The following is a 24,949-nucleotide window of genomic DNA, read 5'->3' on the forward strand; positions in this document are numbered from 1 at the left end:
AAGTGTGCGACGCAACGGGGGCTTAATCGATATCCGCCGCCTGGCTCACTATTATATTTAATAGAAAGGCCTGCAGCGATGCAGGCCTTTCTTATATCGAGTCAGGTTGATATCTCCCTACATATTCCCGGTAGCCGCCGGGCGTTATGCCTTCTACTTTCTTAAACACCCGCGTAAAATAGTTTACATCGTTAAAACCACACATTTCACTGATGGTACGAATATCCTGTCCGCCGGCAGTAAGCAGCTGTTTGGCTTGTTTTACCCGTTCGTTGTTGATGTATTCGAGCGGACTGATACCAAATTGTTCCTTAAACCACTTAAAGAACATGTTTCGGCTAAGGTACGCCTTGCGGCATAACACATCCACTGCTATTTTTTCTGACAGATGCTCGTGTATGTAGCTGAGTACAAAATGAGAGCGCGTTTCGTTTGTGCTGATGGTACGTTCTGCACTCACTTTGTACATCCGCTGGTTTTGAATCAGCCTGATGAGTAGTTCCTTTATAGACAGGTCGGCGAATATGTTCTTTGTTTTGTCGGAACTGCTGCATACACGGATGATCTTATTAATAAGATCGGTGATTTCCGTGTTGTTGGAAAAATGGTACTGCGAAAACTGTAAATCCCAGGGCGTGTTTTCGTCGGGACTGTTATTATAGTAGTTGTTGAGATACGAGAGGGTGTCCTGCATGTAACCTTCATCCACCGCCAGTGCCATACACTGGGTAGGGGTGTCGGTCGTAGACTCCGGGAAGTCGATGTGCATAGTTTCATGTGCCGGAATAATCACCGTTTCGCCGGGCAGGTAGTCGAACGCGGGATCATCGTACAGGTGCATTACTTTTTTACCCCGCATCATACTGGTGATAACGAAATCGGAAAAGGCCAGGGGGAGGTGCCACGCTGGCTGGTAACATTCAAAAATGTTCAGTTCACAATTCTTCAGATTAAATACCCGCCTGTTTTCCACCAGGGTCTGCAACTGGTGGGGCGGTGTTAAATCAACGTTCTGCAGGTAGCTTTTACGCGGCATACTCGGGCATAGTTTGTGGTCCTGATGAATATATGATACGTACAGAAAGTTACAAAATCAGGAGTACAATTGTGCTATAAAAAGATACGATTGTTAGCGCTGGTAGTCATTTTTACGTAGCGCTAAATGTCGGATTAACAAGCCTTTATTCTTAGTAAGGGCGGATCAGGAGTGTTGCCCGTTACAATTATTCTATACTCTTTTTCGCATCGGTTAACTTAATTTTAGTTGTATAACTAAATAATAGTTGTTTAACTGGATTATTAGTTATACGTTTGTTGCACAATAGATGAACATGGAACCTCTGAATCATACAGAAGAACAGATCATGCAAATTCTCTGGCAACTGGAAAGGGCTTTTGTGAAGGATATACTGGAGAAGATGGATGATCCGAAGCCGCCCTATACTACCGTATCCTCGATCGTTCGTAACCTGGAAACGAAGGGGTATGTAGGCCATAAGGCGTATGGCAAAACGCATGAGTATATACCCCAGGTGAGCCGCGAGGAATATGGTAAGGGCAGTTTACAGAAGATGTTAAAAAACTATTTTAACGATAGGACTTCCAATCTTTTATCCTTATTAATGAAAGAGCGCGACCTGGATAATGAGGAGATTCGGGAGTTGCAGCAATTGATTGACGCTAAAAAGAAACAGCCATGACGCTTTTCATTACCTATTTGTTATATAGTTCCGGCAGCCTGTTGTTTTTCTGGCTGGTGTATAATGCCTGGCTGCGTGATCTTAGCTTTTATCGCTGGAACCGCATTTACCTTTTAGCCTCCCTGGTGATTTCGTTGTTAGTGCCACTGGTGCAGAAGCCGGTGTTTACTATTTATACTCCGCAGGTTGCCGCTGCTGTTGTGCCGATGGAAGGCGTAGCGGCTCATAGCGAAATACCCGTTTCGCCCGTCCGGTCGGCGGTTCCTGACGTGAGTGTTCAGTGGGATAACTGGGCGCTGGTCATTTACCTGGCAGGTGTTACCATTGCCTTTATCATCTTCGCAGCAGGACTGGCTAATATTGCTCGCACCATCCGCAACAGTCGGCACGAGGTACTGGGAGGGGTGAACATCGTGCGTACTGCACGGTTAAATGCATCTTTCTTTCACTACATTTTTATACAGGCGGGCATTCAACAGGAAGAGGAGGAGATGATACTGTTACATGAAGCGGCGCATCGCCGGTTGTGGCATAGTGTGGATACAATGATGGTAGAAGTGGCGAAGATCGTTTTCTGGTTTAATCCATTTATATACCGACTCGGTAAGGCTTTGAAGGAGGTACACGAATATGAGGCCGACGCCCTGGTGGCAGGTGCTGTGCCCGCCACAGATTACGCGGAAATGCTGCTCCGCTTCAGCGCGGGGACATCCCATAATGCCCCGCTGTATAATCTTTACAGCAAACATCCGATAAAAACGCGGATCCAATTTTTGTTCACAACTAAATCTAATAACATGAAAAAGGCCTTGTACCTGTTTGCGCTGCCCTGCCTGGCGCTCTCTATTTCCAGCTTCTCCATTGGCATTGCTGATAGCCGGCCAATAACTACTATTTCCCGTAATGCGGTCGAATGGACATTGCCTGAAGGCGCTAAATTTCAGGAAGATGCAAATGTTATCACCCTGCAACTGGACCTGCGCACACTGCTTGGCAAAGATGCTAAGGCGGAAGGTTTCGATCTGCTCCTGCAAAATGGCTGGGACGATGTGGTGAAAGCATTTTTCAAAAACGGTTGCTCCGTTTCCTATGGCACAAAACAGGTGGGCGACCAGCTGGAAAGTCTTAAAATAGCACTGACTAACGATAAAAACGGGTCCTCTTCAAGCGCCACCTACAGAATAAAGGAAATGGTAGATAACCATTATTACCTGCAGGTTACCTACAACAAATCGAACAGCGAATTGTCCGTACGCAGCGACAAAACCGCCGTTATCAACTAATATATCATTTCAGATACAGGAAGCCCGGGACGCCATCGTTCCGGGCTTTCTCTATTTTAGGCCGCCATCCATGTAATAATGTGGTAAGTATTAAGGGGATAAGGGCTCTTTAAGGTACTTAGGGTCACTGCCCGGCAATCATCTTCCAATTATGGAATTTTGAGCGGGATAAGTGAGAAGATGTTTTATATTGATGTTTTAAATATGCAGATGAAGATGTTACATTACCGGAAAACGTTGCTCGTGGGGCTTATAGCCGCATTTTCAGTAACACAGCTACAGGCCGCGGGGCCTGTGGGCTTAAAATGTGAGTACCTGGTAAACCCTATCGGGCTGGACGCACAACACCCGCGTTTTACCTGGAAGCTGGACGATAAACGCGCCGGTGCCCGGCAAACGGCCTACCAGCTGTTCGTTTATACAGACGCGATGGGCAGCAAACTGCTCTGGGAAAGCGGTAAAGTCAATAACAGTCATATTCTTGCTACCTATAATGGCAGCAACCTTACGCCTTTCACCAAATACTGGTGGAAGGTGCAGGTTTGGGATAAAGATGGAAAAACAGCTACTTCTCCCCTTGCCAGTTTTGAAACAGGGATGATGGGCACGGGTAACTGGAAGGGCGAATGGATAAGCGATACAGAAGATGTAGACCTTAAGCCTGCCGCGTACTTCCGCAAGGTATTTACGGCTGGTAAAAAGATAAGCTCCGCCCGTGCTTACATCGCGGTGGCTGGTTTGTATGAGCTGTACATCAACGGTAAAAAAACAGGCAATCACCGCCTCGATCCAATGTACACGCGTTTCGACAGGCGCAACCTGTATGTAACCTACGATGTTACGTCGCAGTTGCAGCAGGGCAACAACGCTATAGGCGTATTACTTGGCAACGGCTGGTACAATCACCAGTCAACAGCGGTATGGGATTTTCATAAAGCGCCCTGGCGTGCCCGTCCGGCGTTTTGCCTTGATTTACAGGTAACTTATGCCGACGGTACTTCAGAGATAATAAAATCTGGCCGCGACTGGAAAACAGCGTTAAGCCCGGTTATTTTTAATAGTATTTATACGGCGGAGCATTACGATGCGCGCTTAGAATTGCCAGGATGGAATACCGCCACGTTCAGCGATGCCGCCTGGAAACCGGTAATTGCCCGCAAAGCGCCATCGGGCAATATTGTTGCCCAGGCTATGCACCCGGTAGAGAATGTAGAAACTATCCCGGCGAAATCGATCCGTAAGTTTAACGATACTACTTACCTGTTCGACCTTGGCCGTAACATCTCAGGTGTAAGTAAAATTAAAGTGAGCGGACCGGCAGGTACTGTTATCCGTTTAAAACACTCCGAAGATCTCAATAAGGAGGGCCGTGCCGACCTCGCAAATATTATCGTACACTACCGCCCGAAAGATAAATCCGATCCTTTCCAGACGGATATCTTTATCCTGAATGGTAAAGGCGTGGAGGAGTTTATGCCACGGTTTAACTACAAAGGTTTTCAGTACGTGGAAGTAACGAGCAGCCAGCCACTAAAGCTGAGCAAAGAAAGCCTTACCGGTTATTTTATGCACAGCGCCGTGCCGGTAGCTGGTAACGTAACCTCTTCCAGCAATATGATCAATAAACTTTGGTGGGCTACCAACAACGCATATCTCTCCAACCTGTTCGGTTACCCTACCGATTGTCCGCAACGTGAGAAAAACGGTTGGACGGGCGATGCGCACATTGCGAGCGAAACGGGTTTGTACAACTTCGATGGTATTACGGTGTACGAAAAATGGCTGGCCGATCACCGCGATGAGCAGAAGCCTAACGGTGTATTGCCATCTATTATTCCCACCGGCGGCTGGGGCTACGATTGGGGTAACGGGCCCGACTGGACCAGCACCATCGCTATTATTCCATGGAACATCTACCTGTTTTATGGTGATAGCAAACTGCTGGCCGATTGTTACGACAACATTAAAAAGTACGTAGACCATATCACGGACATCAGTCCTTCGGGCTTAACTACCTGGGGCCTGGGCGACTGGGTGCCGGTAAAATCTAAAACGCCGGTGGAGTTTACTTCTTCCTGCTTTTATTATAAAGATGCGGTGATATTGTCTAAAGCGGCTAAGCTATTGGGTAAGGAAGATGATTACAAGAAATACAGTGAACTTGCAGAGAAAATAAAAACCGCATTCAATAAGAAATACCTGAACGAGTCGACGGCTATTTATAATGCCGGTGTACAGACAGAACTCAGCTCCGCGCTTTACTGGGGCCTGGTGCCCGAGGCGTTTAAGGCCCGCGTGGCCGCTAACCTGGCTAAACGTGTAGAGCAGGATAAGTTCCATCTCGATGTAGGTTTGCTGGGAACCAAAAGTATCCTGAATGCCCTGAGCGAAAACGGGTATGCGGATGTTGCGTATAAAGTAGCTGCACAGGAGGACTTCCCTTCCTGGGGGTACTGGATTAAGACCGGCGCTACCACCCTTTATGAAAACTGGGACCCGCATGCTGCTTCCGATTTGTCGCGTAACCATATTATGTTCGGTGAAATTGGAGCATGGATGTACAAGGGCCTGGGCGGTATTATGCCCAACGAAGCCGGGCCTGGTTTCAGCGAAGTATTACTCGAACCCCATTTTGTAACAGGACTCGATCGCTTCGAGGCGAAACATGACGGACCTTATGGAACGATCGTTTCTTCGTGGAAGAGAACAGCGGGCGGTGTTACCTATAATGCAGTAATTCCTGCTAACTCCACGGCACTGATACGGTTAGATGTGCCTGCTGGCAAGAAGTTGTTCAGGAATGGGAAGGAGGTTGCTGTGGCGAATGAGTACAGAGTTGATGCGGGTGCTTATACATTTGATATTAAATAGACGGTGTATACCGAAATAAAATGAAAGAGGGACGGTGTATATACCGCCCCTCTTTTTTTATTGCTGTACTGCATTGATGCTGCTTTAATGTAAACGCGGTGTATACACCGCCAATACAACCTATCATCACTTCCCCAACCACTCCTTAAACCCCGGAACCCTGTCCCTGCTCACCTCTAACTCTACCTCCGGTGTGGGATGTAACTCCAGCTTCAACCGCCCGCTAAACCAGGTGTGTATACAGCGAACACTTTTAATGTTCACTACCAAATGCCTGCTTACCTTGTAAAAGTTATCAGGAGGCAGTTGTGTTTCCAGTGTGGAAAGACTGTCTTCCATCAAATGTTTTTTACCGGTGAAGTCGAGTGTATACGCCAGTTTACCTACTGCGTACATGCAGGCAATTTCACTGGTGTTGATGTGATACATATGCTGGCCGGTCTTCACTAAAAAGCGGTCTTTGTAGGTGGGGGGCTGCAGTTGTTGCAGCAGTTGTTCTATCTTATTTTCCAGCTGGATGTTTTGCCCGAAAAACTGCCTGAACTTCTGCACGGCCTGTTCCAGTTCCTCCGCATTCAACGGTTTCAGCAGGTACTCTATACCATTGCTCTTGAACGCCTGTAACATATACTGGTCGTACGCGGTAGTGAATATAACCGGGGCGGTGATCGTAGCCTGGTTAAAGATTTCCAGGCTTAAGCCATCGGCCAGTTGCACGTCCATAAATATCAGGTCGGGTTGCGGGAACACGGAGAACCACTTTACGCTTTCCTCGATGCTATCCAGTGTGGCCAGTACTGTTATATCGCTGTTCATTTTCTCCAGCAGGTTGCGGAGTTTTTTGGCGGCCGGTGCCTCATCTTCTATAATAACCGTGCGGATCATGCTTCAGGGAATAAGGGTAAGGTAACGATATACTTGTCCATGGTAGTAATACAGGTCATTTCCTGGTTGGCCAGCAATCGTATGCGGCTGTTGATATTCTCTAAACCTTTGCCTGTAGAGATAACCGGTTGTTGTTTTTTCTGCAGGTTGTTAGTAACGGTAATCCGTCCGTCCAGTGCTTCGATGTTTACCAGCAGCGGTTTTGCGGTGGATGCAATGTTGTGTTTTATCGCATTTTCTACCAGTAGTTGCAGGGCAAAAGGTATTATTTTTTTAGCGTGATGGGAGGGTGGTATGTCGATCGTAACACTAAGGCTGTCGCCAAAACGTGTACGTAATAGATAAGCATAGGCTTCTAATAAGTCCAGTTCCTCTTTTACGGTGATCAGCGTTGATTCCGGCATTTCCAGAATGTAGCGGTACAGCTTCGCAAGCTGTTGTATAAATGGTTCGGCCAGTTGCGGGTCGTCCTGTACGATGGCGCTGAGGGTGTTGAGGTTGTTGAAAAGGAAGTGCGGATCTACCTGGCTTTTCAACGCTTTTATCTGCGCCATCAGGCTTTCGTTTTTCAATTCTTCCTGCCTGGTTACAGATATTTTTAACTGCCGCATGTAATATACAATTTCGTACACGCTCGCTACGGCGATAGTATTAACGATGCCCATCACATTACAACCCGGCCCATACCATATTTCATCCTTTGCCCAAAAGGGCGGCGTAACGCCATTAAGGTTGGCTACCATCAGGGTGTATATCAGCATGGCGAAGCCTGTAATAAATATGCGTTTGCGCGAATCCTCAAAAGCTGGATATCTTCTCCGGAGCCATATCAATATCATCCGGTTACCCAGCCAGAATACCGCAGTAATAAGGGTGGTGAACACGAACGACTGCCACACATAGTACGGCGGACGGTGAAATCGGGCGCCCACGTAGATAATGGGGGTAATAAAACCCAGCAGGGGAATACCCAATATCAGGAACCAGGTATCATTAAACCCCAAAGCCTCGCGGACGCTTTTTTTACGCATAGTTAGAAAGTAAACTGGTAGTTAACGTTAGGGAAAAAACCTATCTGGTTAATGTCCGAAACCGTACCGGTGGTGGTATTGATCCGTTTAACGTAGATGTTCTTTTTAGCCGTCACATTCTGGAAATCTATAAAGAATTTCTGGGTAGTACGACCTATTTCCCAGGTAAAAGACAATTTCACGTCCCACCGAAAATAAGGGTTATAACGCAATGTAAAAGGTTTTGTTTCGTCGTACACAGCGTAACCTTTTTCCACTGTTTCCTCCACATTAAACGGTGTGTACCACTGTCCACCAGCCAGCGACAGTTTTGTATCTATACCCACATTAAACCCTGGTTTCACTTTCCATTCTTTGCCCGTTAAGAAGTTAGTAGCATACCGGGAGTTGAAGGCGGTGTTGCGCCATACCCTGTCGCTCGGGCGGTATTTGGAATTAAACACGCTTTGTGTAAACAACAGGTAAAATCCTTTCTCCAGGAACTTCTCCAGTGTTAATTCGATCCCGTAGTTCTTACCCAGTCCTTTGTTCACGAGTTCCGCTTTGTCGGGGAAGCCAAACTGGGCACCGGTATTCAACATGCTAAAGGGGCTGGATTGTTGTTCAACAGGCACATCAAATATATGCTGGTAGTAAGTTTCTACTTTGGCACGGAACTTCTGGCCGAGGTTTACGTCGTAACCCAATACAGCATGCAGGCTGCGGCTAAAGTCCAGTTCTTTATTGGTAAGCTGGCCTTCTGTTTGCCTGAAATATACTTCCAGCGGCTGCAACTGGCTGTGCAGACCCACGCCCATGCTTAGCGCATGGCCCGCCGTACTGGTGTATTTGATGTTAAAACGAGGTTCAACGGCGTAGGCACTGTTCAACATAAAATATTGAGAATAAACACCTGTGTTGGCCGTAAGCTGGTTCGAAAAACGATGTTGCCAGTTTACCCAGCCTCTTATCAGGCTGGTAGATTCATCCGAGTCAAGATCTTTCGACATGGCAGAATCCCCGTCCTTAATATACGACTGGTCCAGCGAGAGGTTCATAAAGTCGCCCGCCACACCGGCACTCAACTGGTTCCGGGGCGAAAAGCGATGTTCGAGCTGATAGCCCACACTGGTTTTCAACTGGCGCGTGCTTATTTCTACCGCCTGTTCTGCCGGTTTATCTTCTGCTACAATGTATTCATTGGCCACATTGGTCGCCAGCGATACGGCAGCAAAAGCACGACCAAAGGTGTTAGCGTTAAAGTTGTAACTGTGTGTAATGCCAAGCACGCCTGTACCTGAACGGTACTTCCTGTCGCGATCTGCATTGTCGCTACCATAAAGCCCCGTCGTATCCTCATCTGGCCCGAAATGTATTTTGCTGGTACCACCTACTGCGAAAATATTAAAGGTGCCCGCTTTATTTGTAGAGATGTGAATTTTTGCATTGATATCCTGGTAGTAAGGAACGGCAACACCGGTGCCTACATTCGCACCCAGCGCATGTGCCAGTGCCACGGTGGAATAGCGGTAGTCGAGCAGGAACGAGGCTTTACCGGGTTTGCCTAAGGGGCCTTCTACGGCTGCTTCGAATCCATTAAAACCTACTTCGGCCAAAAATTCATACTTATCCTTGTTGCCATTCCGCAACCTTAAATCAAACGCCCCGGCCAGTGCATTGCCATACGGCGAAGGAAATGCGCCTGTCATGAAGTCGGAACTGCGCAGCGTGTTGGTGTTAAGGATCGTTACCGGCCCGCCGGAAGCGCCCAGTGTGTTAAAGTGGTTGGGGTTAGGCACATCAACACCCTCGATGCGGTACAATACGCCGGCAGGAGAGTTGCCACGGATCACGATGTCGTTGCTGGCATCGTTACCACCTACTACACCCGCAAAGTTTTGCGCCATACGCGAAGGATCGTTACGACTGCCTGCATACCGCATCCCCTCTTCCATACTCAGTTGCCGAGTACTAACCTGTGATAGGGGATTGATCGCATCTTTTTTGTTCTGCCCCGTTACCGTAAAGTCTTTCAGGTTTACAATACGTTCTGCCAGTGAAATTTCTAATACAGTTTCCTTACCTGCGTTTACCTCTATGTTATGAAGTGTTACGGCTTCGTACCCCATGAGGGAGACCTGCACGGTATGCCGGCCAAGAGCAACCGCATTGATGCGGAACTCGCCTTTTTCGTTGGTGGTGGCGCCGGTATTGTTCAGTTGAACAGTAACGCCCGGGAGGGGACTGTGTGTGTTACGGTCGGTTACAACACCCTTTACAGTTTGGGTGGAAAGTACTTGCTGGGGGAAGCTGTGCAATGGCAATAAAAGGCCAAGCACCCAAATCAATGGTTTCATCTCTTTTTTTCGCAAAGGTGGCCCTAAATGGGGGGCGGGGCAGGTGTTATGGCGTGAGTCGTAGAAAAACCTGCATGAAATGACAGAATGTACTGTGAAAGGAATAAAGGCCGCCGCCCCGGCGAAGGAGGCGGCCTCTATTTATCGCCTTCTATTGTGGCGGGGCAACCGCCGTTTGAGAGTTAACTATGGGCCAAATCCCCGGCTGCGGGAAACTAATGCCTTTGTTTTTGCCTTTCACCTGCGCGTCCTGACCAAAGTAATACAGCGGCCAGCCTTTGTAGGTAAGCTGTTGTTTGCCAAATACATCTATCACCGCAAAATCGGCGGCGTTAAGCGTGGAGGGCAGGCTTTTTAAACTTGCCTGGTAAATAGGCCATACCGGGTCATTGGAGAAATCGTCTTTGGTAAAATTGTTCTTTTTGAACTTATCGTTTTTAAAACCATACAACGTGCGACCATAAGCATCGTTGAAGTATTGCACTACTTCCTGGCCTTCCACGTAGGTGCTGGTGTACTGTTTGCCATTGTGGCCGGTCAGCTGGTTGTTCATCAGCGTAATGGTGTAATCGGGTTTGGCCACATACCATAACTGGTTTACGTTTTCGCCTTTTACATCGGCGCTGGTGGCATCAGGTTCGTAGTAGTACAGTGGCCAGCCCTTATAGGTGGTTTGTTTAGTACCATCGGGCCGTGTAATGGTGGCGAAATCGGCAGTGGCCAGCGAAGTGTCGGCCTTTAACGTTTCTGCGTAAAACGCGGGCCACACAGCCGCACAGCCGCCGGTGCAGGTTGAATTGTCTGATGTGTCTTTCGTAAAATAGTACAATGTCATTCCCTTCGAATCGGCCAGCACTTTTCCCAGGTTAGCAGTCGTTTTTACCGTGATGTTCAGTTTTTCGGCAGGTGTTGCTTCATTCTTCGAGCAGGATATGCATAACAGTCCCGGCGCCGCTAAGGCGAGCATTTTTAATAGCAATTTTCGCATGTTTAGATGGTTTGATGTTGAGAATCCGCAATGGTATACGCAGGTAACGGGGGGCGGGGTTGCTTGTGTTTTTAGAAGCAGGTACATAAATTGCAGTAAGAAGAAAAACTGATACCATGTCCCGCACACTTTCACGCAGAACTTTCCTGGGTTACAGCCTGGGCATGGCAAGCGCCAGTATATGGCTGCAGGCGGCAGGCTCCGTGCGGCAAACAACCGATTCGGTGATCGCCGTAAATGGCCCCCTGCGCCCCTCGCAGCTCGGCGTTACCCTCGTACATGAGCATGTGATGGTGGATTTTATCGGTGCCGCCGAAATCAATAGCGACCGGTATAAAGAAGACGAAGTGTTTAATACGGTGTTGCCCCATTTACAGTCGTTACGCCGCCTGGGCTGCGAAACCCTGGTGGAGTGTACGCCCGCTTTTCTCGGGCGAAATGTGCGCCTGCTGCAAAGGCTGTCCCGCAGTTCCGGCATCTGCATCCTTACTAATACCGGGTTGTATGGTGCCGGTAATCATAAATACCTGCCAGGTTACGCACAGGCCGAAACGGCAGAGCAGCTGGCCATCCGTTGGATTGATGAATGGAGGAACGGTATTGATGGCACCACTATAAAACCGGGGTTCATTAAAAGTGGGGTAGATAACGGGCCGCTGAGCGATATGCAACGTAAACTGGTAGAGGCGGCCGGACTAACCCATTTACAAACGGGGCTTCCGGTTGGCATACATACCGGTAACGGCACCGCGGCACTCGAAGAAGCCGGTGTTCTCAAAGAAACAGGTGTACCGCTCGATGCCTTTATCTGGATCCATGCACAGAACGAAAAGGACCTTTCTTTCCACGAACGCCTGGCCCATGCCGGTGCATGGATATCGTTCGATGGCATCTCTAAAACCGCTGCCAACGATTACCTGGCTATGTTAAAACACATGAAGCAACATAGCCTGATGGATAATGTCCTCATTTCCCAGGATGCCGGCTGGTACCATGTGGGCGAACCTGGCGGCGGCAAATTCCGCGACTATAATTACCTGTTTACCGGTTTCCTGCCCTTACTCCGCCAAAATGGCTTTACAGAAGCCGAAATCAAACGCATGATGGTCGAAAACCCTGCCCGCGCTTTTACCATCCGTAAACCACCCAGTTTAAGGCTTAAATAAAAAAGCGACGGTGTATACACCGCCGCTTCACGCTATTACCAATGTCGTTAAAATCAGCTGCCTGTACGGAACATCACTTTTTCTACCACCACCCCAATTTTCTTCACCGCACTATTATCGCTGGAAAGTATCTTATCGCCCGTTACCTGGTCGTACAGTTTGTTGTCGCCGGAGCGCACTGCCTTTAATAACAGGTACACGCCTTTGTTGTCGAGCTGCCCGCCCTGCCAGCTGCTGATCGTTCCGCCATCCGTCCATTCGAACGCGTTGAAGCGGAAGTTGCGGCCGTTCATTTTCACCAGTTTCTCTATCGGGTCGCCCACTTTAATACCGAAGGGTGATTTCCATTTCGCGTTCTCGCGGCTAAAGGATACAATTTTAGCGGTATCGCCCAGGAATATCAACTCCAGTTCATTGTCTGTATCAGGAAACACATAATACGCCTTGCCAATATCGTTGCCTGAAAGGTCCTGCGCCATCCGTACCGCTATGTTAGCAGTACCGTAGGCCTGCGCCAGTTGCTGAGGGTTTGCTATTTTAAATATATCGCGCACTTCCCAGTTAATGCCATCTTCGCCAGTAGCTGCCGGTGCAGTAGCCGCCGCAGGTGTTGAGCCGGGAGTCGCTGTGGCGGAGGTTGTTTCTCCGCTGGTTGTAGCGGTGCTGGCAACGGCTGTACTGGTTTCTGACGGTGTTGCTACGGGGGCGCTTACACGCCTGGGCAGGGTAAAGGTCACGCCGGGCTTGTCTTCCGCCAGTAGTTTGGCCTGGTCCTTAAACTTATTTACGGTATAAGTGGCAATGGGAAACACATAGCTCGACTGGATATCCATCGCCCTTAAATTAGCGATCAGCGTTTGCCGGTTACCGTTGCTGTATTGGAAAAGGTACTTCAGCGTGGCGTCCAGCGCGGTCGGGTCCTTTTTCAGTTCCGTCATGGTTTTATCTATCTCCAGTCCGCCTGCACCGCTGCGGCTCATTTGTTCGGCAATAAAGCCAAACAGCGAGTCGTTGGGTTGCAGGTAACGTACCGCCGACTTGTCCGAGAAATCGTCGATTTGCTGCTGGGTTAACTTCGATTGTGCACCGGCCAATAACGGGAGTATAAGTAGTATTGATGCTAAAATCCTTTTCATTGCGAGCTAGTTTAAAAATCTGAATTGCGTTCTTCGTGCGCACACTGCACTAAATTAGGCAATATTTGGCGATTGCCATTGCGGCAAGTTCCTGAATAAAACGGTAAAAAGCCCCGGATTATTGGATGCCGGGCAGGTCGTCCTTATTATCCCTGAAATACCGGATCATGGTGCCGTAATCGAATTTCCGGGTAAGGCCTGTCAGCGACTGGGCAATCCTTTTTGCCTTGGTTTGTTCCGTTTTCGCGCTTTCTATCCACTTCAAAAAGTATTCCCGGTGCGATCGGGTCAGGCTGTTAAAAAATGCAAGGGCTTCTGGTTCATCCTCTAAACACATCATAAATTCCGGCGATTTGATCGGCTCAGGGTTCGTGTCCGCTTCGAGCTGCACCGTAATTTTATCCCCCTTCCTTTTACCCGTACCTTTCCGCATTGCCGCGTTGATGGGCAACATAAAATCCCCCTCCCCAATGGGCAGTAACGCCACTGCCTCAATCGCAAAGTCGTCCATCAACCCCTTTACCCGAAACGACTTTTTACTGCCCCCGCTTATCTGGCTGGCCACCTGAGCCGGGATAATAATAAACGTCCAGCCGGTTTTATCGCCGCCGCGTTCGTCCTTTTTGATGATGGTGTTGTACTTGATCATATGGCGGGTTAAACTTAGGTATTTTATGGAAATTGTTCGCATAGTTATAAAAAGGGGGGACAGGCGGAAGTACTATTATTCGGCCGCCGTTGTGTCACTCCCTTCAGCGGCAACTCCCTGGGTGATGCCCGCTAACGCGGGCATACAATAGAATAATAGGCGTAAGTAGGGAGCTTTCGTTGCAATGAAATGTCGTACCGCCTACAAACCTAAAAGTCACTCCTTTCACCGGCCGTAACAACATTGGACATATAAACTTCTATCCACCCCTTGCTCAATAGCAGTGTCGCAATCACACCCGCATGTCTAAAACATGCTTCACCGTCCGCTCATCCTCCGCTTCACCATGCTCTCACCATACTTCGTGCATACTTGCAGCATCCTTTATACATCCTTTATAGGTTACCCGTAGTTAACCCAGGTTTAAGCCATAGATATTCCATTCCTTTTAAGATATGGCTCATATATGGGACATATATGGCTTAGATATGACTCATATATGGGACATCTCTAAAGGACCCCTACAGGATGCACGATACATCCATGAAGAATGGACGTTCAGAAGTGAGGTTTTCATCAACAGGGACATAACAGATAGCATTTTACCATTTGTGCCTGAACTACCGCCGGTGTATAAATGGCGTATGCCGTACACATAGTTCGTAAATCCTTACCAGACGCAGCCTTCATGCTTTATCGATTAAGCAATGTTTGCTAGATAAGATCTTAACAAAATTTTGTGAAAAGGTTAAAATCGGCGTACTCCATGTTAAAAATTGCGTATATTGAACGACAAAGGAATTCTAAGTTTACCTTAAATGTATAAATGACAATTAATGTCCGAAAGGAATCAACCAATGGTTACGAGAAAATAGCAACATTCCACACAAGATTTGTAAATCGATTGCAATAGACGAATAGGTATAACACGTTAAAAACTGAAATCAAAGTAGAAGTAAGCAGAAAAGACTCGGCCGGCTGCGGGCTGAATCTGACACTAATCGAACCTTTCACGGAGAAAACATCGTTATGAAGAGATTAATCGTCCCTTAATTTCCCCGTCGACCAAACGCAGAAAAGAGAATTCTGAGCATTCCCTGCCTGGATTGCCGTCATCAAACTGATGTTTGGAGATGGTGTGCCCTGAAGCGCCTGCCAGTACCTGAAATGAAATCATTTATCTAATAATACCACGTGCCATTATGAAGCTGTGTTTACCAAAAACTGCTCCTTACCGTTTCTTACTCATGTCGGCGATGGGCATCGCCGCTGTGCCACTGGCATCTACCGTAAGCCGCGCTGCTAACAGCATTGCTGCTACGGAAATGGCAGTACGACAAGATTCGGCTACCTTTTATGGGGGCGTTCTTACCGACGATAAGGACGTACCTATTGCGGACGCTACACTTAAAGTAAGGCGTTCGGGCTTTACCGCGCAAACAGATGCCGGTGGCAATTTCAAACTCAATGGCCTCAGGGGCGATGCTGTAGATGTAAGTTACGGCAATGCCTTCCTGGCTACATTTGTATTGGGTAATGAAAGCAGCGTACGTTTTGCAATCAGTTCCCGCAATCTTGCGCTTAACCGTATTAAACCAGTGCGCTTCAGCAACCTGGTTACTGCCGCCCCGCATCTTACCGCCGCTTCTACCCAGGCGGTGTATACAGATGATATTGCCCGTATGACGGTGCCTTCGTTAAAGAACGCACTGGTAGGTCAGTTCGCCGGACTTATTACCAATCAAAGCTCTGGTCAGCCGGGTTACGACGAGGTGTCGTTCCAGGTGCGCGGCCGTTCGCCTATTGTATTGGTTGATGGTGTTCCCCGTCCGGTAACAACTTTCGACCTGGAAGAAATAGAATCGGTTACGCTGCTTAAAGATGCACTGGCTACTGCTATGCTGGGCGTCAGAGGTTCGAACGGCGCACTGCTCGTGTCTACCCGTAAAGGTACACCCAGCCGCCAGCAGATATCTTTCACCGCACAAACGGCTTTCCAGAAACCAATGGGTTTGCCGGAAGGCCTGAACGCTTTCAATTTCGCTACGCTTTATAACGAAGCAAGGGCTAACGAAGGTTTGTCGCCGGTGTATACAGCTGACGACCTGCAGAAATATAAAGACCATTCCTCTCCTTTCACCCACCCGGATGTAAACTGGGCAGACCAGGTGCTGCGTAAGTCATCGCGCTTCGACCGTTATACGTTAACGGCAAGGGGCGGTAATAAATTCGCACGTTACTTCGTGGCGCTGGAGCACTTTAACCAGACGGGCGTTTTCAAAACCCTGGACAGTAACCGCTACAGCACCAACACGGAATCTAAAAGTTATGTGATCCGCTCTAATGTGGACATCAACGTGACCTCTAAGATCACTACCGGCATTAACCTGCTGGGCAGGATATGGACGGTGAACGAACCCGGATCTACCAGTCCTACCGTTGTTGCAGCGGTTACGAACACACCTAACAACGCTTACCCTGTTACGAACGTAAACGGTACGCCAGGTGCTTCGCAGCAGTTCCAGAATAACGTATGGATCGAGTCTACCGGCCGCGGTTACCGCAATAACTACCGCCGCGACATTATGGCCGACGTGTACCTGAAACGTACGCTTGATGAAGTAACGCCGGGCCTTTGGGTAAAAGGTATGCTGGCTTACTATTCTGCCGCGTCGGAATGGATTATGAGGACTAAAACACAGGCGTCGTTTAAAATGAATATCTCACCTGCCGGCGATACCAGTTACCAGCAGTTCAGCACCAACTCCACGATGGGTAACAGTAACAGTATGGAGTATGTTCGCCGTTCTACTTACCTCGAAGGATCGATCGGTTACAACCGCGTGTTCAACAATACACATGGTATAGATGCGGTAGTACTGGTGAACAACGATGCACAGGTAACAGATGGCGACCTGCCCTACATCATTTTTGGAGGTAGTGCAAGGGTGGCGTACAACTACAAACAGAAGTACGTGCTGGAAGGTACGCTGGGCATCAACGGTTCTAACCGTTACCCACCGGATGGTGATTATAAATACGGCACTTTCCCTGCTGTAGGCGCCGCCTGGAACCTCGACCGCGAAGATTTCATGAAAAGCGTTCCATGGATCACTACCCTTAAACTGTTTACTTCTTATGGTAAAACAGGTTGGGATAACCCGGGGTACTTCTCCTACATCCAGCGTTACTTCGATGGCCCTAACGTGTACTTTGGTACCAGTGCCGGCGGTGTGTTAACAATGGTGGAGCAGCCTTTGGCGAACGAAAATATCACTTTCGAGAAAGCGAAGAAATTTAACGTTGGTATACAAACCGCATTGTTCAACAACCGGTTGGGCTTTAGCGCCGAAGTGTACGACAATAAGTTTTATGACATGCTGATGGTGAAGGGCAGGAACACTACTATCCTGGGTAACACTTATCCTTCAGAAAATATCGGCCGTTACCGTTACAGTGGTTTGGATGCAAATCTGAACTGGCGCGAAACACGCGGCAAATTCTCTTACTACGTGAATGTGAACGGTGGTGTAATTAACACCGTATCCCAGTATACAGATGAAGTATACCGCGAGTACGACTGGATGCGCACCAGTGGCCGTATGATCGGTCAGCGTTTCGGATATAAATCCGACGGATTGTTCCAGACGATCGATGAAATTAAAACCTCTCCAACGGTACAGGGTTACAACCCGCAGCCCGGCGATATCAAATATAAAGACCTCAACGGCGATGGTGTAATTAACCAGTTCGACGTTGCCCCTATCGGTGTTCAGAAACCAACAATAAGCCTTGGTTTTAGCCTGGGCGCTAACTGGAATGGTTTCGACTTCAATGCACTGCTGCAAGGTTTGGTAAACCGTGACTATTACCTCGACCAGTATTATTACGAGTTCCAGGGTAATGGTTTTAACCAGGCCTACAGTCAGCACCTCGGCCGCTGGACGCCGGCTACTGCTGCTACAGCTACTTATCCCCGCCTGAGCCTCGATAACAATATCAATAACGAAGCGGCTTCAGATTACTGGCTGCGCAGTGGTAACTACATGCGTTTGAAAAGCATAGAGCTGGGTTATTCGCTGCCGGCATCGGTGATTAAAAGGGTAAGACTTACTTCCGCCAGGGTGTTTGTAAACGGGTTGAACCTGCTTACTTTCTCTGGTTTGGACAACAGCCTCGATCCGGAAGCTTTCTACAATGCTTATCCTCTCCAGAAAATGGTGAACATAGGCATCAACATTAAGCTGTAACTGAAGCGGTATCTCAATTTTGACTAAGAAAAAATATGAAAGATATGAACAGAAGCGTTTCGATTTGCCTGTTTACCCTCGCGGTACTACTGAGCTTTTCCGCCTGTAAAAAAGAGGAAACCGAGCCAAAGGACTGGATCCTGGACGACCTAGTGTGGGACGAAATGGATAAAAATGCCACGATCGCTCAATGGGTATTAAACGATGCCTACAACTATATGCCCACCGGGTTTAACCGTATTGGCGCTAACACCGGCGACTATCTGGATTGTGCCGCCGGCGATGCCGTGCCTTCACGCAATAACCGTCCGATAGAAGCATATACGAATGGCAGGGTGAGTGTGGTAAACAATCCCGATCCATACTGGGGTAGCAGTTATGCCGGCATCCGCAGGTCTAATATCTTCCTTAAAAATATAGATAAAGTACCCGCCCCGGCATTAACCATCAGGTATTGGAAAGCAGAAGCCCGTTTTTTACGCGCACTGTTTTACTTCGAACTGATGAAACGTTACGGTGGTGTGCCATTGATAGGCGACACACTTTTTAAACCGTCAGACAACCTGCAGTTACCCCGTAACACTTTTGCAGAGTGTGTTGATTACATAGTAACAGAGTGTGATGCGGTAAAAGACAGCCTTCGCCCGGAGTCGGCACTTACCGATACAGACTGGGGGCGCGTACCTAAAGGCGCTGCCATCGCACTGAAGCTGCGTGTACACCTGTACTGTGCCAGTCCGCTGTTCAACGGTGGCGGTATAGAAACTGATCCCGTAAAGAAAGCACTTACCGGTTATCCTACTTACGATGCCACCCGCTGGCAAACGGTAATAACTGATTATGAAGAACTGAGAGGGCTGAATTTTTATGAACTGAATGCCAGTTTCATCAATGTGTTTATCACTAAACGAAACAAAGAGGTCATACTCGCAAAACAGTCGCCTAACGGTGCATCTGTAGAAACCAATAATGCCCCCATGGGTTACGGAACGCCCGCTTTAAGTAACGGTCTTACAAGCCCTACGCAGGAACTGGTAGATGCGTACCCGATGGCGAACGGTCTGGGAATTACAGAAGCTGGTAGCGGTTATAATGCCGCTGCTCCTTACACAGGCAGGGACCCGCGCCTGGGCTTCACCGTATTCTTTAATGGTATGCAATGGTTAAAACGGCCGGTAGAAACCTGGGAAGGTGGCAGAGATAAACCGGGTGGTATTTCGGTTCAAACCAGGACTGGCTACTACGCCCGTAAGTTTATGCCTAACCTTGCCACGAACGATACCTACGGTTCGCAGAGCCACAACTTTATATTGTTCCGCTTTGCAGAAGCCAGGCTGGCATATGCTGAAGCGCTGAATGAAGTGAACAGGGTTGAAGATGCAGTGAAAGAAGTGATAGAGATCCGCAAAAGAGCGGGTATTACTGCCGGCACTGGCGCCCGTTACGGCATTAAAACCGGTATTACGCAGGCGGAAATGAGAAGCCTGATCATGAACGAACGCAGGATAGAACTGGCATTTGAAGAGCAGCGTTTCTGGGACCTCCGCCGCTGGAAAACAGCAGGAACGGAACTGAACCGCACCGCTACCGGGATGAAGATTACCAAACAGACCAATGGTACGTTCGTGTACGAAAGGGTGCCGGTAACTACGTTCACTTTCCAGAACAGGTTGTACCATATGCCCATCCCGTACGATGAAACGACCAAAAATCTGAAACTCGTTCAGAATGAAGGCTGGTAACGCATTGAAAACTGACAATACAAAACATTACGATATGCAAAGAATTATATCATTCCTCACTTTACTGCTGCTTTCCAGCTCTTTTGCCTTTGCGCAAAAGCAGGTAACCGGCGTAATTAAGGATAAAGACGGTCCCGCAATAGGCGTGGCCATTATAGAAAAAGACGTGCCTAATAATGGTGCCATCACCGATGTGGACGGCCAGTTTAAAATCACATTAAAAGGCACCAGTGACATACTGGTGGTGAAGGGTGTGGGTTATATAACGCGGGAAATTACCGTGGGTGGCCGCAGTGTGATCGAAGTGACCGTTGAGCAGGACACGAAAGGCCTCGGAGAGGTAATTGTAATTGGTTATGGCCAGCAGCGTAAAATTACGATGACCGGTGCGGCCAGCACCATTTCAGGCAAAGAGATCCGTCAGAACCCTTCGGCGAGTTTGCAGAATACGCTGGCAGGCCGCCTGCCTGGCTTTACTGCCCAACAGCGCTCTGGTCGCCCGGGTGGCGATGGTGCGGACTTCTTTATCCGTGGTATCAGCTCCTTTAATGGTGGCAGTACCCGCCCGCTGATCATTGTAGACGATATCGAGTTTACATATGACCAGTTTGCAAGACTGGACCCCAACGAAGTAGAGAGCTTAACTATCCTGAAGGATGCTGCTACCACCGCGGTATATGGTGTTAAAGGCGCTAACGGCGTAGTAGTGGTAACCACACAGCGCGGTAAGTCTGGTCCTCCCAAAATCTCTGTACGTGGCGAAGGTACCATGATGCAGCCTACACGTATGGCCTCTTACCTCAATTCTTACGAAGTAGCCAAACTTTACAACCAGGCCAGGAAAAACGATGGTCAGCCTGATAGATGGACTGCCGAGGATATTGAACTGTTCCGCACCGGCGAAGATCCTTATGGTCACCCGGATAACGACTGGAAAAAACTCCTGTTTAAAGATTATAGCAAACAATTACGTGGCAACCTGGACGTTGCCGGTGGTACCGAAAAAGTAAAGTACTTCATTTCATTAGGTTACCTGTTCCAGGATGGTCTTGCAAAAGATTATGCTTCTGAGCAGGGGGTGAATAACAACTACTTTCACAAAAGATATAACTACCGTTCTAACCTGGATATGAAGCTGACCAATACCCTCGATGCCCGCATCGACCTGTATGGTAACGTTGGTCAGGTAAATACGCCGCAGGTAGGCAGTCCTTTCGGTTATAACGATGTGTTCTATGACTATAGCACTTTCCGTGTTACTTCGCCTATGAACTATCCCATCAAAAACCCGAATGGAACATGGGGTTACAGCAACTGGCAGATAGAGCAGGGGCCGAACTATAACAACGCGCCGCTCAATAACCTGATCGGCCGTATGTCGATGTACGGTTACAACCGCACTTTTGAGAACAACATGAACCTCATTGGTACGGCTAATCAGAAGCTGGATTTCATTACAAAAGGGCTGTCGTTGAAAGGTACATTGGCGTATACTTCCAACCACTCTAATAACCGTAACGTAAACCGCGATCTGTTCCCATCTTATATCTATAACCCGGCTAATGATACGTATACGCCGAAAGATCCGAATGCACTGCGTAACAGGCGTTTCTTCGTGAACTACTCACCAGGTTCTACTTACAGGAACCTTACTATGCAGGCGATCATGAACTACGATCGTACTTTTGGCGTGCATCATGTGTATGGTTTGGCATTGTATAACCAGAATACGGTGTTGCAGTTCAACAGTACAAATGAATACAGCTTTGTACCCAACAACTTCCGCGGGTTCACCGGCAGGTTAGGTTACGATTACAAAGACAAATACCTGGTGCAGTTTAATGCTGGTTACAACGGTTCCGACAGGTTTGTATCCAACAAACGTTATGGCTTCTTCCCGGCTGCATCTGCAGGATGGAATATCTCTGAAGAAAGTTTCTTTGAGCCGGTTAAAACGGTGGTGAGCAGGATGAAAATCCGTGGTTCATACGGATTGGTTGGTAACGATAACCTAGGTTCTTTCCGTTACTATTACCTGCAGACTTACGCCAATAACAACGGCGCGAGTGGTCAGCAAACATCTTTTGGTACTACGCATAACGGCTACACCGGTTTGCAGGAAGGTACACTGGGTAACGATAACGTAACCTGGGAAAAAGAAACCAAAACGGACGTAGGTCTGGAGCTGGAGTTCTTTAACGGAAAAGTTTCCTTCACCGGTGATTACTTCTACAACAAACGCAAAGACATTATTACCAACCGTGGTGGTGTGTCGCAGGTGTTTGGACAGGGCCTGCCGCCTACCAACTTCGGTATCATGGAGAACAAAGGGTACGAGCTGGAGCTTACTTACCGCAATAAAATCGGTAAAGACTTCTCTTACTCTGTTCGTGGTACTTATTCTTACGCCCGCAATAAGATACTGGAAATGGATGAGGCTGTACAGGCTTATCCATGGATGCAGCAAACCGGTAAAAGTGCCGGACAGATTGCGGTATACCAGTGGACCGGTCACTATTACACCGACGAGGCAGATATCAAATCGCGTCCAACTACGCCTATTAAAGCATTCCCCGGCGACCTGGAATATAAAGACCTGAATGGTGATGGTATGATCAATGAGTCTGACAGGGCGGTGAGCGGCTTTCCTAACCTGCCAAATACGATTTACGGCGCGCAGGTAGGTTTCAACTACAAAGGTCTTTCGTTTAACATGTTCTTCCAGGGTGCGGCTAACTTCAACGTCCGTGGTGTGTCTGAATCTATCCAGGCATTCTCTTCCAACCTGCAGGATATTCACCGTTATGCATGGACACCGGAGCTGGGCGACAAGGCGCGTTATCCTAAGTTGAGCCTTGTGTCTGACTTAAATACGCCAAACGCCTATCCTTCCACCTACTGGTTCGTTCGTGGTGATTATATAAGATTGAAAAACGTGGAACTTGGTTATACACTGCCAACTGCCTGGGCAAGAAAAATTGCACTGTCTGATGTTCGCGTATATGCAAACGGCACCAATCTGCTTACCTGGACCAAATCGGCCAGCCGGTACGAGTTCGATCCGGAAGTAGAGTCGGCAAGAGACCGCGTGGCTTATCCTCCGCAACGCATGTACAATTTCGGTATTAACGTTACTTTTTAAAGGATCAGAGATGAAAAAATTATTATTGATAATTGGAGCCAGTGTAGCCTTTGTGGCCTGTAAAAAGTCGTCGGACTTCCTGGACAGTAAGGTGGATAACAACCTGAACGAAACCACAGTATTTACCGATAGTGCCCGTACCATGAACTTCCTGGCCAGGATTTATTCTGAGGCTACGTTTAGTTTCGTGAAAGGCCGCGGCGCGCAAACAGAATATTCTACAGATGATGCGGAGTACTCATTTTCCAGTCCTACCAACCAGGCGGTAATTATGTACAACGGCTCACTGAGCCCGAGTAATACGCCGGGCGATTTCTGGTCAGTACCATACAGCAACATCAGGGCGATAAACCTGCTGCTGCGTAAACTGCCCACTACACCATTGTCTAAGACTTTACAGTCGAGAGTTTCGGGCGAAGCGCGTTTTCTGCGCGCCTGGTTTTATCATAACCTGTTAAACGCCTATGGTGGCGTGCCTATGTTGGGCGATACGTTGTTTACTATCGATAACATTCCAAACATTGCACGCGGTACTTACGAGCAGGGAGTAGAATATATCGTGAAAGAACTGGATGAAGCGGCTAACCTGCTGCCTCGCCGCGACGATTATCCCGAGCAGGATTACGGTCGCATTACAAAAGGGGCCTGCCTGGCCTTAAAAGCCCGCACCCTGTTGTATGCCGCCAGCCCGCTGTTTAACGGTGGCAGCCCGGCAACCAACGATGTTGAGCTGAAAAAGATAATGGGTTATGAAACCTATAGCGCTGCCCGCTGGCAGCGGGCAGCCGATGCCGCCAAAGCCGTGATGGAGCTTGGCGATTATTCGCTGTACGTAGATAATACCGATCCTGCAAATCCAGGTTTTGGTTTTTACAGGGTATTCCTGATGAGGGTGAACCCCGAATATATTTTCTCGTTTAACCGTGCTGGTAATAAAGACTTCGAAAGCTTTTACCTGCCTACCAGCCGTGGCGGTGCGCGTACCAGTTCGCCTACACATAACCTGGCACAGGCCTTTCCCATGCTGAACGGTAAAGCCATTACCGAAGCCGGTTCCGGTTACGATGCTACAAAACCTTATGTGGGCAGAGAGCCACGTTTTAAGTATACCCTCATTCACCATGGCGCATTGTATTTTAATAATGCCGCCGGAGCCAAACAGGCCATCAATACTTCCGACGATGGTAGCCAGGATGGCTTTAGTGATGTAGCTACCGGTTACTATGGCCGTAAAATGTGCGATGAAAACCTGGCCGCCAATAGCCCTGGTAACACCGAAAGAGGCTGGCCGCTTATCCGTTATGCAGAAGTGCTGCTGAACTATGCCGAGGCAGTGAGCGAAGCCGGTAACCCGTCCCTCGCTTATCCAGAGTTGATCAAAATCAGGACCCGTGCAGGTATACAGCCAGGTGCCGACGGCAACTACGGCATTAATGTAAACATGACGCCAGAACAACTGCGCGCATTTATCCAGAATGAAAGGAGGATAGAACTGGCGTTTGAAGATCAGCGCTGGAACGATATTCGCCGTTGGAAAATTGCAGAGGCGATCAACAATGGGTTTAACCTGCGTATCAGGATTAAAGGCCCTGCCGCCAACTTTACTTACACTGTAGAGAACACGCTGCGCAGGCACGCATTCCGCGAAGCCAATTACCTGATGCCCATCCCTTACGTGGAAACCCGTAAGATGCTGGCATTAAAACAAAACCCAGGTTACTAATTGATTTTTTGGTTGATAAATACAGTCCCCTGCTATCGAAATCGCTC

15 protein-coding genes are annotated in these 24,949 nt (G+C 48.3%); 8 read left to right on the forward strand and 7 right to left on the reverse strand.

Going from position 1 to position 24,949, the window contains the following annotated elements:
- Positions 1-91: 91 nt before the first annotated feature.
- The gene (locus QZT80_RS08575) at positions 92-1,036 is read right to left on the reverse strand and encodes an AraC family transcriptional regulator (RefSeq protein WP_295120518.1); all 945 of its coding nucleotides are present in this window, start codon (positions 1,034-1,036) and stop codon (positions 92-94) included.
- Between the two features lie 295 nt (positions 1,037-1,331).
- On the opposite strand from QZT80_RS08575, the gene QZT80_RS08580 reads away from it, so the two are divergent.
- From QZT80_RS08580 to QZT80_RS08590, 3 genes are all read left to right on the forward strand, one after another.
- Entirely contained in the window at positions 1,332-1,700 is a 369-nt protein-coding gene (locus tag QZT80_RS08580; protein ID WP_295120520.1) for a BlaI/MecI/CopY family transcriptional regulator, read from the forward strand.
- Entirely contained in the window at positions 1,697-2,983 is a 1,287-nt protein-coding gene (locus tag QZT80_RS08585) for a M56 family metallopeptidase (protein ID WP_295120523.1), read from the forward strand. The genes QZT80_RS08580 and QZT80_RS08585 overlap by 4 nt, the downstream gene beginning before the upstream one ends.
- Before the next feature lie 210 nt (positions 2,984-3,193).
- On the forward strand, positions 3,194-5,854 hold the full coding sequence (locus QZT80_RS08590; RefSeq protein ID WP_295120525.1) for an alpha-L-rhamnosidase: 2,661 nt from the start codon (positions 3,194-3,196) through the stop codon (positions 5,852-5,854).
- Between the two features lie 126 nt (positions 5,855-5,980).
- Here the strand turns inward: QZT80_RS08590 and QZT80_RS08595 are convergent, their stop codons facing one another.
- The 4 genes from QZT80_RS08595 to QZT80_RS08610 form a co-directional block, all read right to left on the reverse strand.
- Positions 5,981-6,739, reverse strand: a complete 759-nt coding sequence (locus tag QZT80_RS08595) for a LytTR family DNA-binding domain-containing protein (protein WP_295120528.1) — start codon at positions 6,737-6,739, stop codon at positions 5,981-5,983.
- Positions 6,736-7,770 (reverse strand): sensor histidine kinase, encoded by a 1,035-nt coding sequence (locus tag QZT80_RS08600; RefSeq protein WP_295120531.1) that lies wholly within the window; start codon positions 7,768-7,770, stop codon positions 6,736-6,738. The genes QZT80_RS08595 and QZT80_RS08600 overlap by 4 nt, the downstream gene beginning before the upstream one ends.
- A gap of 2 nt (positions 7,771-7,772) precedes the next feature.
- Positions 7,773-10,106 carry a TonB-dependent receptor gene (locus QZT80_RS08605; protein WP_295120534.1) on the reverse strand — a complete coding sequence of 778 codons (2,334 nt, stop codon included), beginning with the start codon at positions 10,104-10,106 and terminating at the stop codon, positions 7,773-7,775.
- A gap of 151 nt (positions 10,107-10,257) precedes the next feature.
- Positions 10,258-11,094, reverse strand: a complete 837-nt coding sequence (locus QZT80_RS08610; protein WP_295120537.1) for a hypothetical protein — start codon at positions 11,092-11,094, stop codon at positions 10,258-10,260.
- Positions 11,095-11,210: 116 nt separating this feature from the next.
- Here QZT80_RS08610 and QZT80_RS08615 point away from each other — a divergent pair, with 116 nt between their 5' ends.
- Positions 11,211-12,260: a hypothetical protein gene (locus tag QZT80_RS08615; RefSeq protein ID WP_295120540.1), complete on the forward strand. Its 1,050-nt coding sequence runs from the start codon at positions 11,211-11,213 to the stop codon at positions 12,258-12,260.
- 53 nt (positions 12,261-12,313) lie between these two features.
- Here QZT80_RS08615 and QZT80_RS08620 read toward each other — a convergent pair whose 3' ends face one another.
- Together QZT80_RS08620 and QZT80_RS08625 are read right to left on the reverse strand one after the other, a co-directional pair.
- Positions 12,314-13,396: a hypothetical protein gene (locus tag QZT80_RS08620; protein ID WP_295120542.1), complete on the reverse strand. Its 1,083-nt coding sequence runs from the start codon at positions 13,394-13,396 to the stop codon at positions 12,314-12,316.
- A gap of 118 nt (positions 13,397-13,514) precedes the next feature.
- Entirely contained in the window at positions 13,515-14,045 is a 531-nt protein-coding gene (locus tag QZT80_RS08625; protein WP_295120545.1) for a YdeI/OmpD-associated family protein, read from the reverse strand.
- A 1,202-nt stretch (positions 14,046-15,247) separates the two neighbouring features.
- Here QZT80_RS08625 and QZT80_RS08630 point away from each other — a divergent pair.
- Genes QZT80_RS08630 through QZT80_RS08645 form a run of 4 tightly spaced genes read left to right on the forward strand, consistent with a single transcriptional unit; the run spans position 15,248 to position 24,902 of the window.
- Positions 15,248-18,295, forward strand: coding sequence for a SusC/RagA family TonB-linked outer membrane protein (locus QZT80_RS08630; protein ID WP_295120548.1), 3,048 nt, complete (start codon positions 15,248-15,250; stop codon positions 18,293-18,295).
- A 44-nt stretch (positions 18,296-18,339) separates the two neighbouring features.
- A complete protein-coding gene (locus QZT80_RS08635) occupies positions 18,340-20,037 on the forward strand; it encodes a RagB/SusD family nutrient uptake outer membrane protein (protein ID WP_295120550.1) in 1,698 nt (565 codons plus the stop codon).
- A 34-nt stretch (positions 20,038-20,071) separates the two neighbouring features.
- On the forward strand, positions 20,072-23,179 hold the full coding sequence (locus tag QZT80_RS08640) for a TonB-dependent receptor (RefSeq protein WP_295120553.1): 3,108 nt from the start codon (positions 20,072-20,074) through the stop codon (positions 23,177-23,179).
- A 10-nt stretch (positions 23,180-23,189) separates the two neighbouring features.
- Entirely contained in the window at positions 23,190-24,902 is a 1,713-nt protein-coding gene (locus QZT80_RS08645) for a RagB/SusD family nutrient uptake outer membrane protein (protein WP_295120556.1), read from the forward strand.
- Positions 24,903-24,949 lie beyond the last annotated feature (47 nt).

The organism is uncultured Chitinophaga sp. (assembly GCF_902168175.1).
In the GTDB taxonomy this organism is placed as follows: domain Bacteria; phylum Bacteroidota; class Bacteroidia; order Chitinophagales; family Chitinophagaceae; genus Chitinophaga.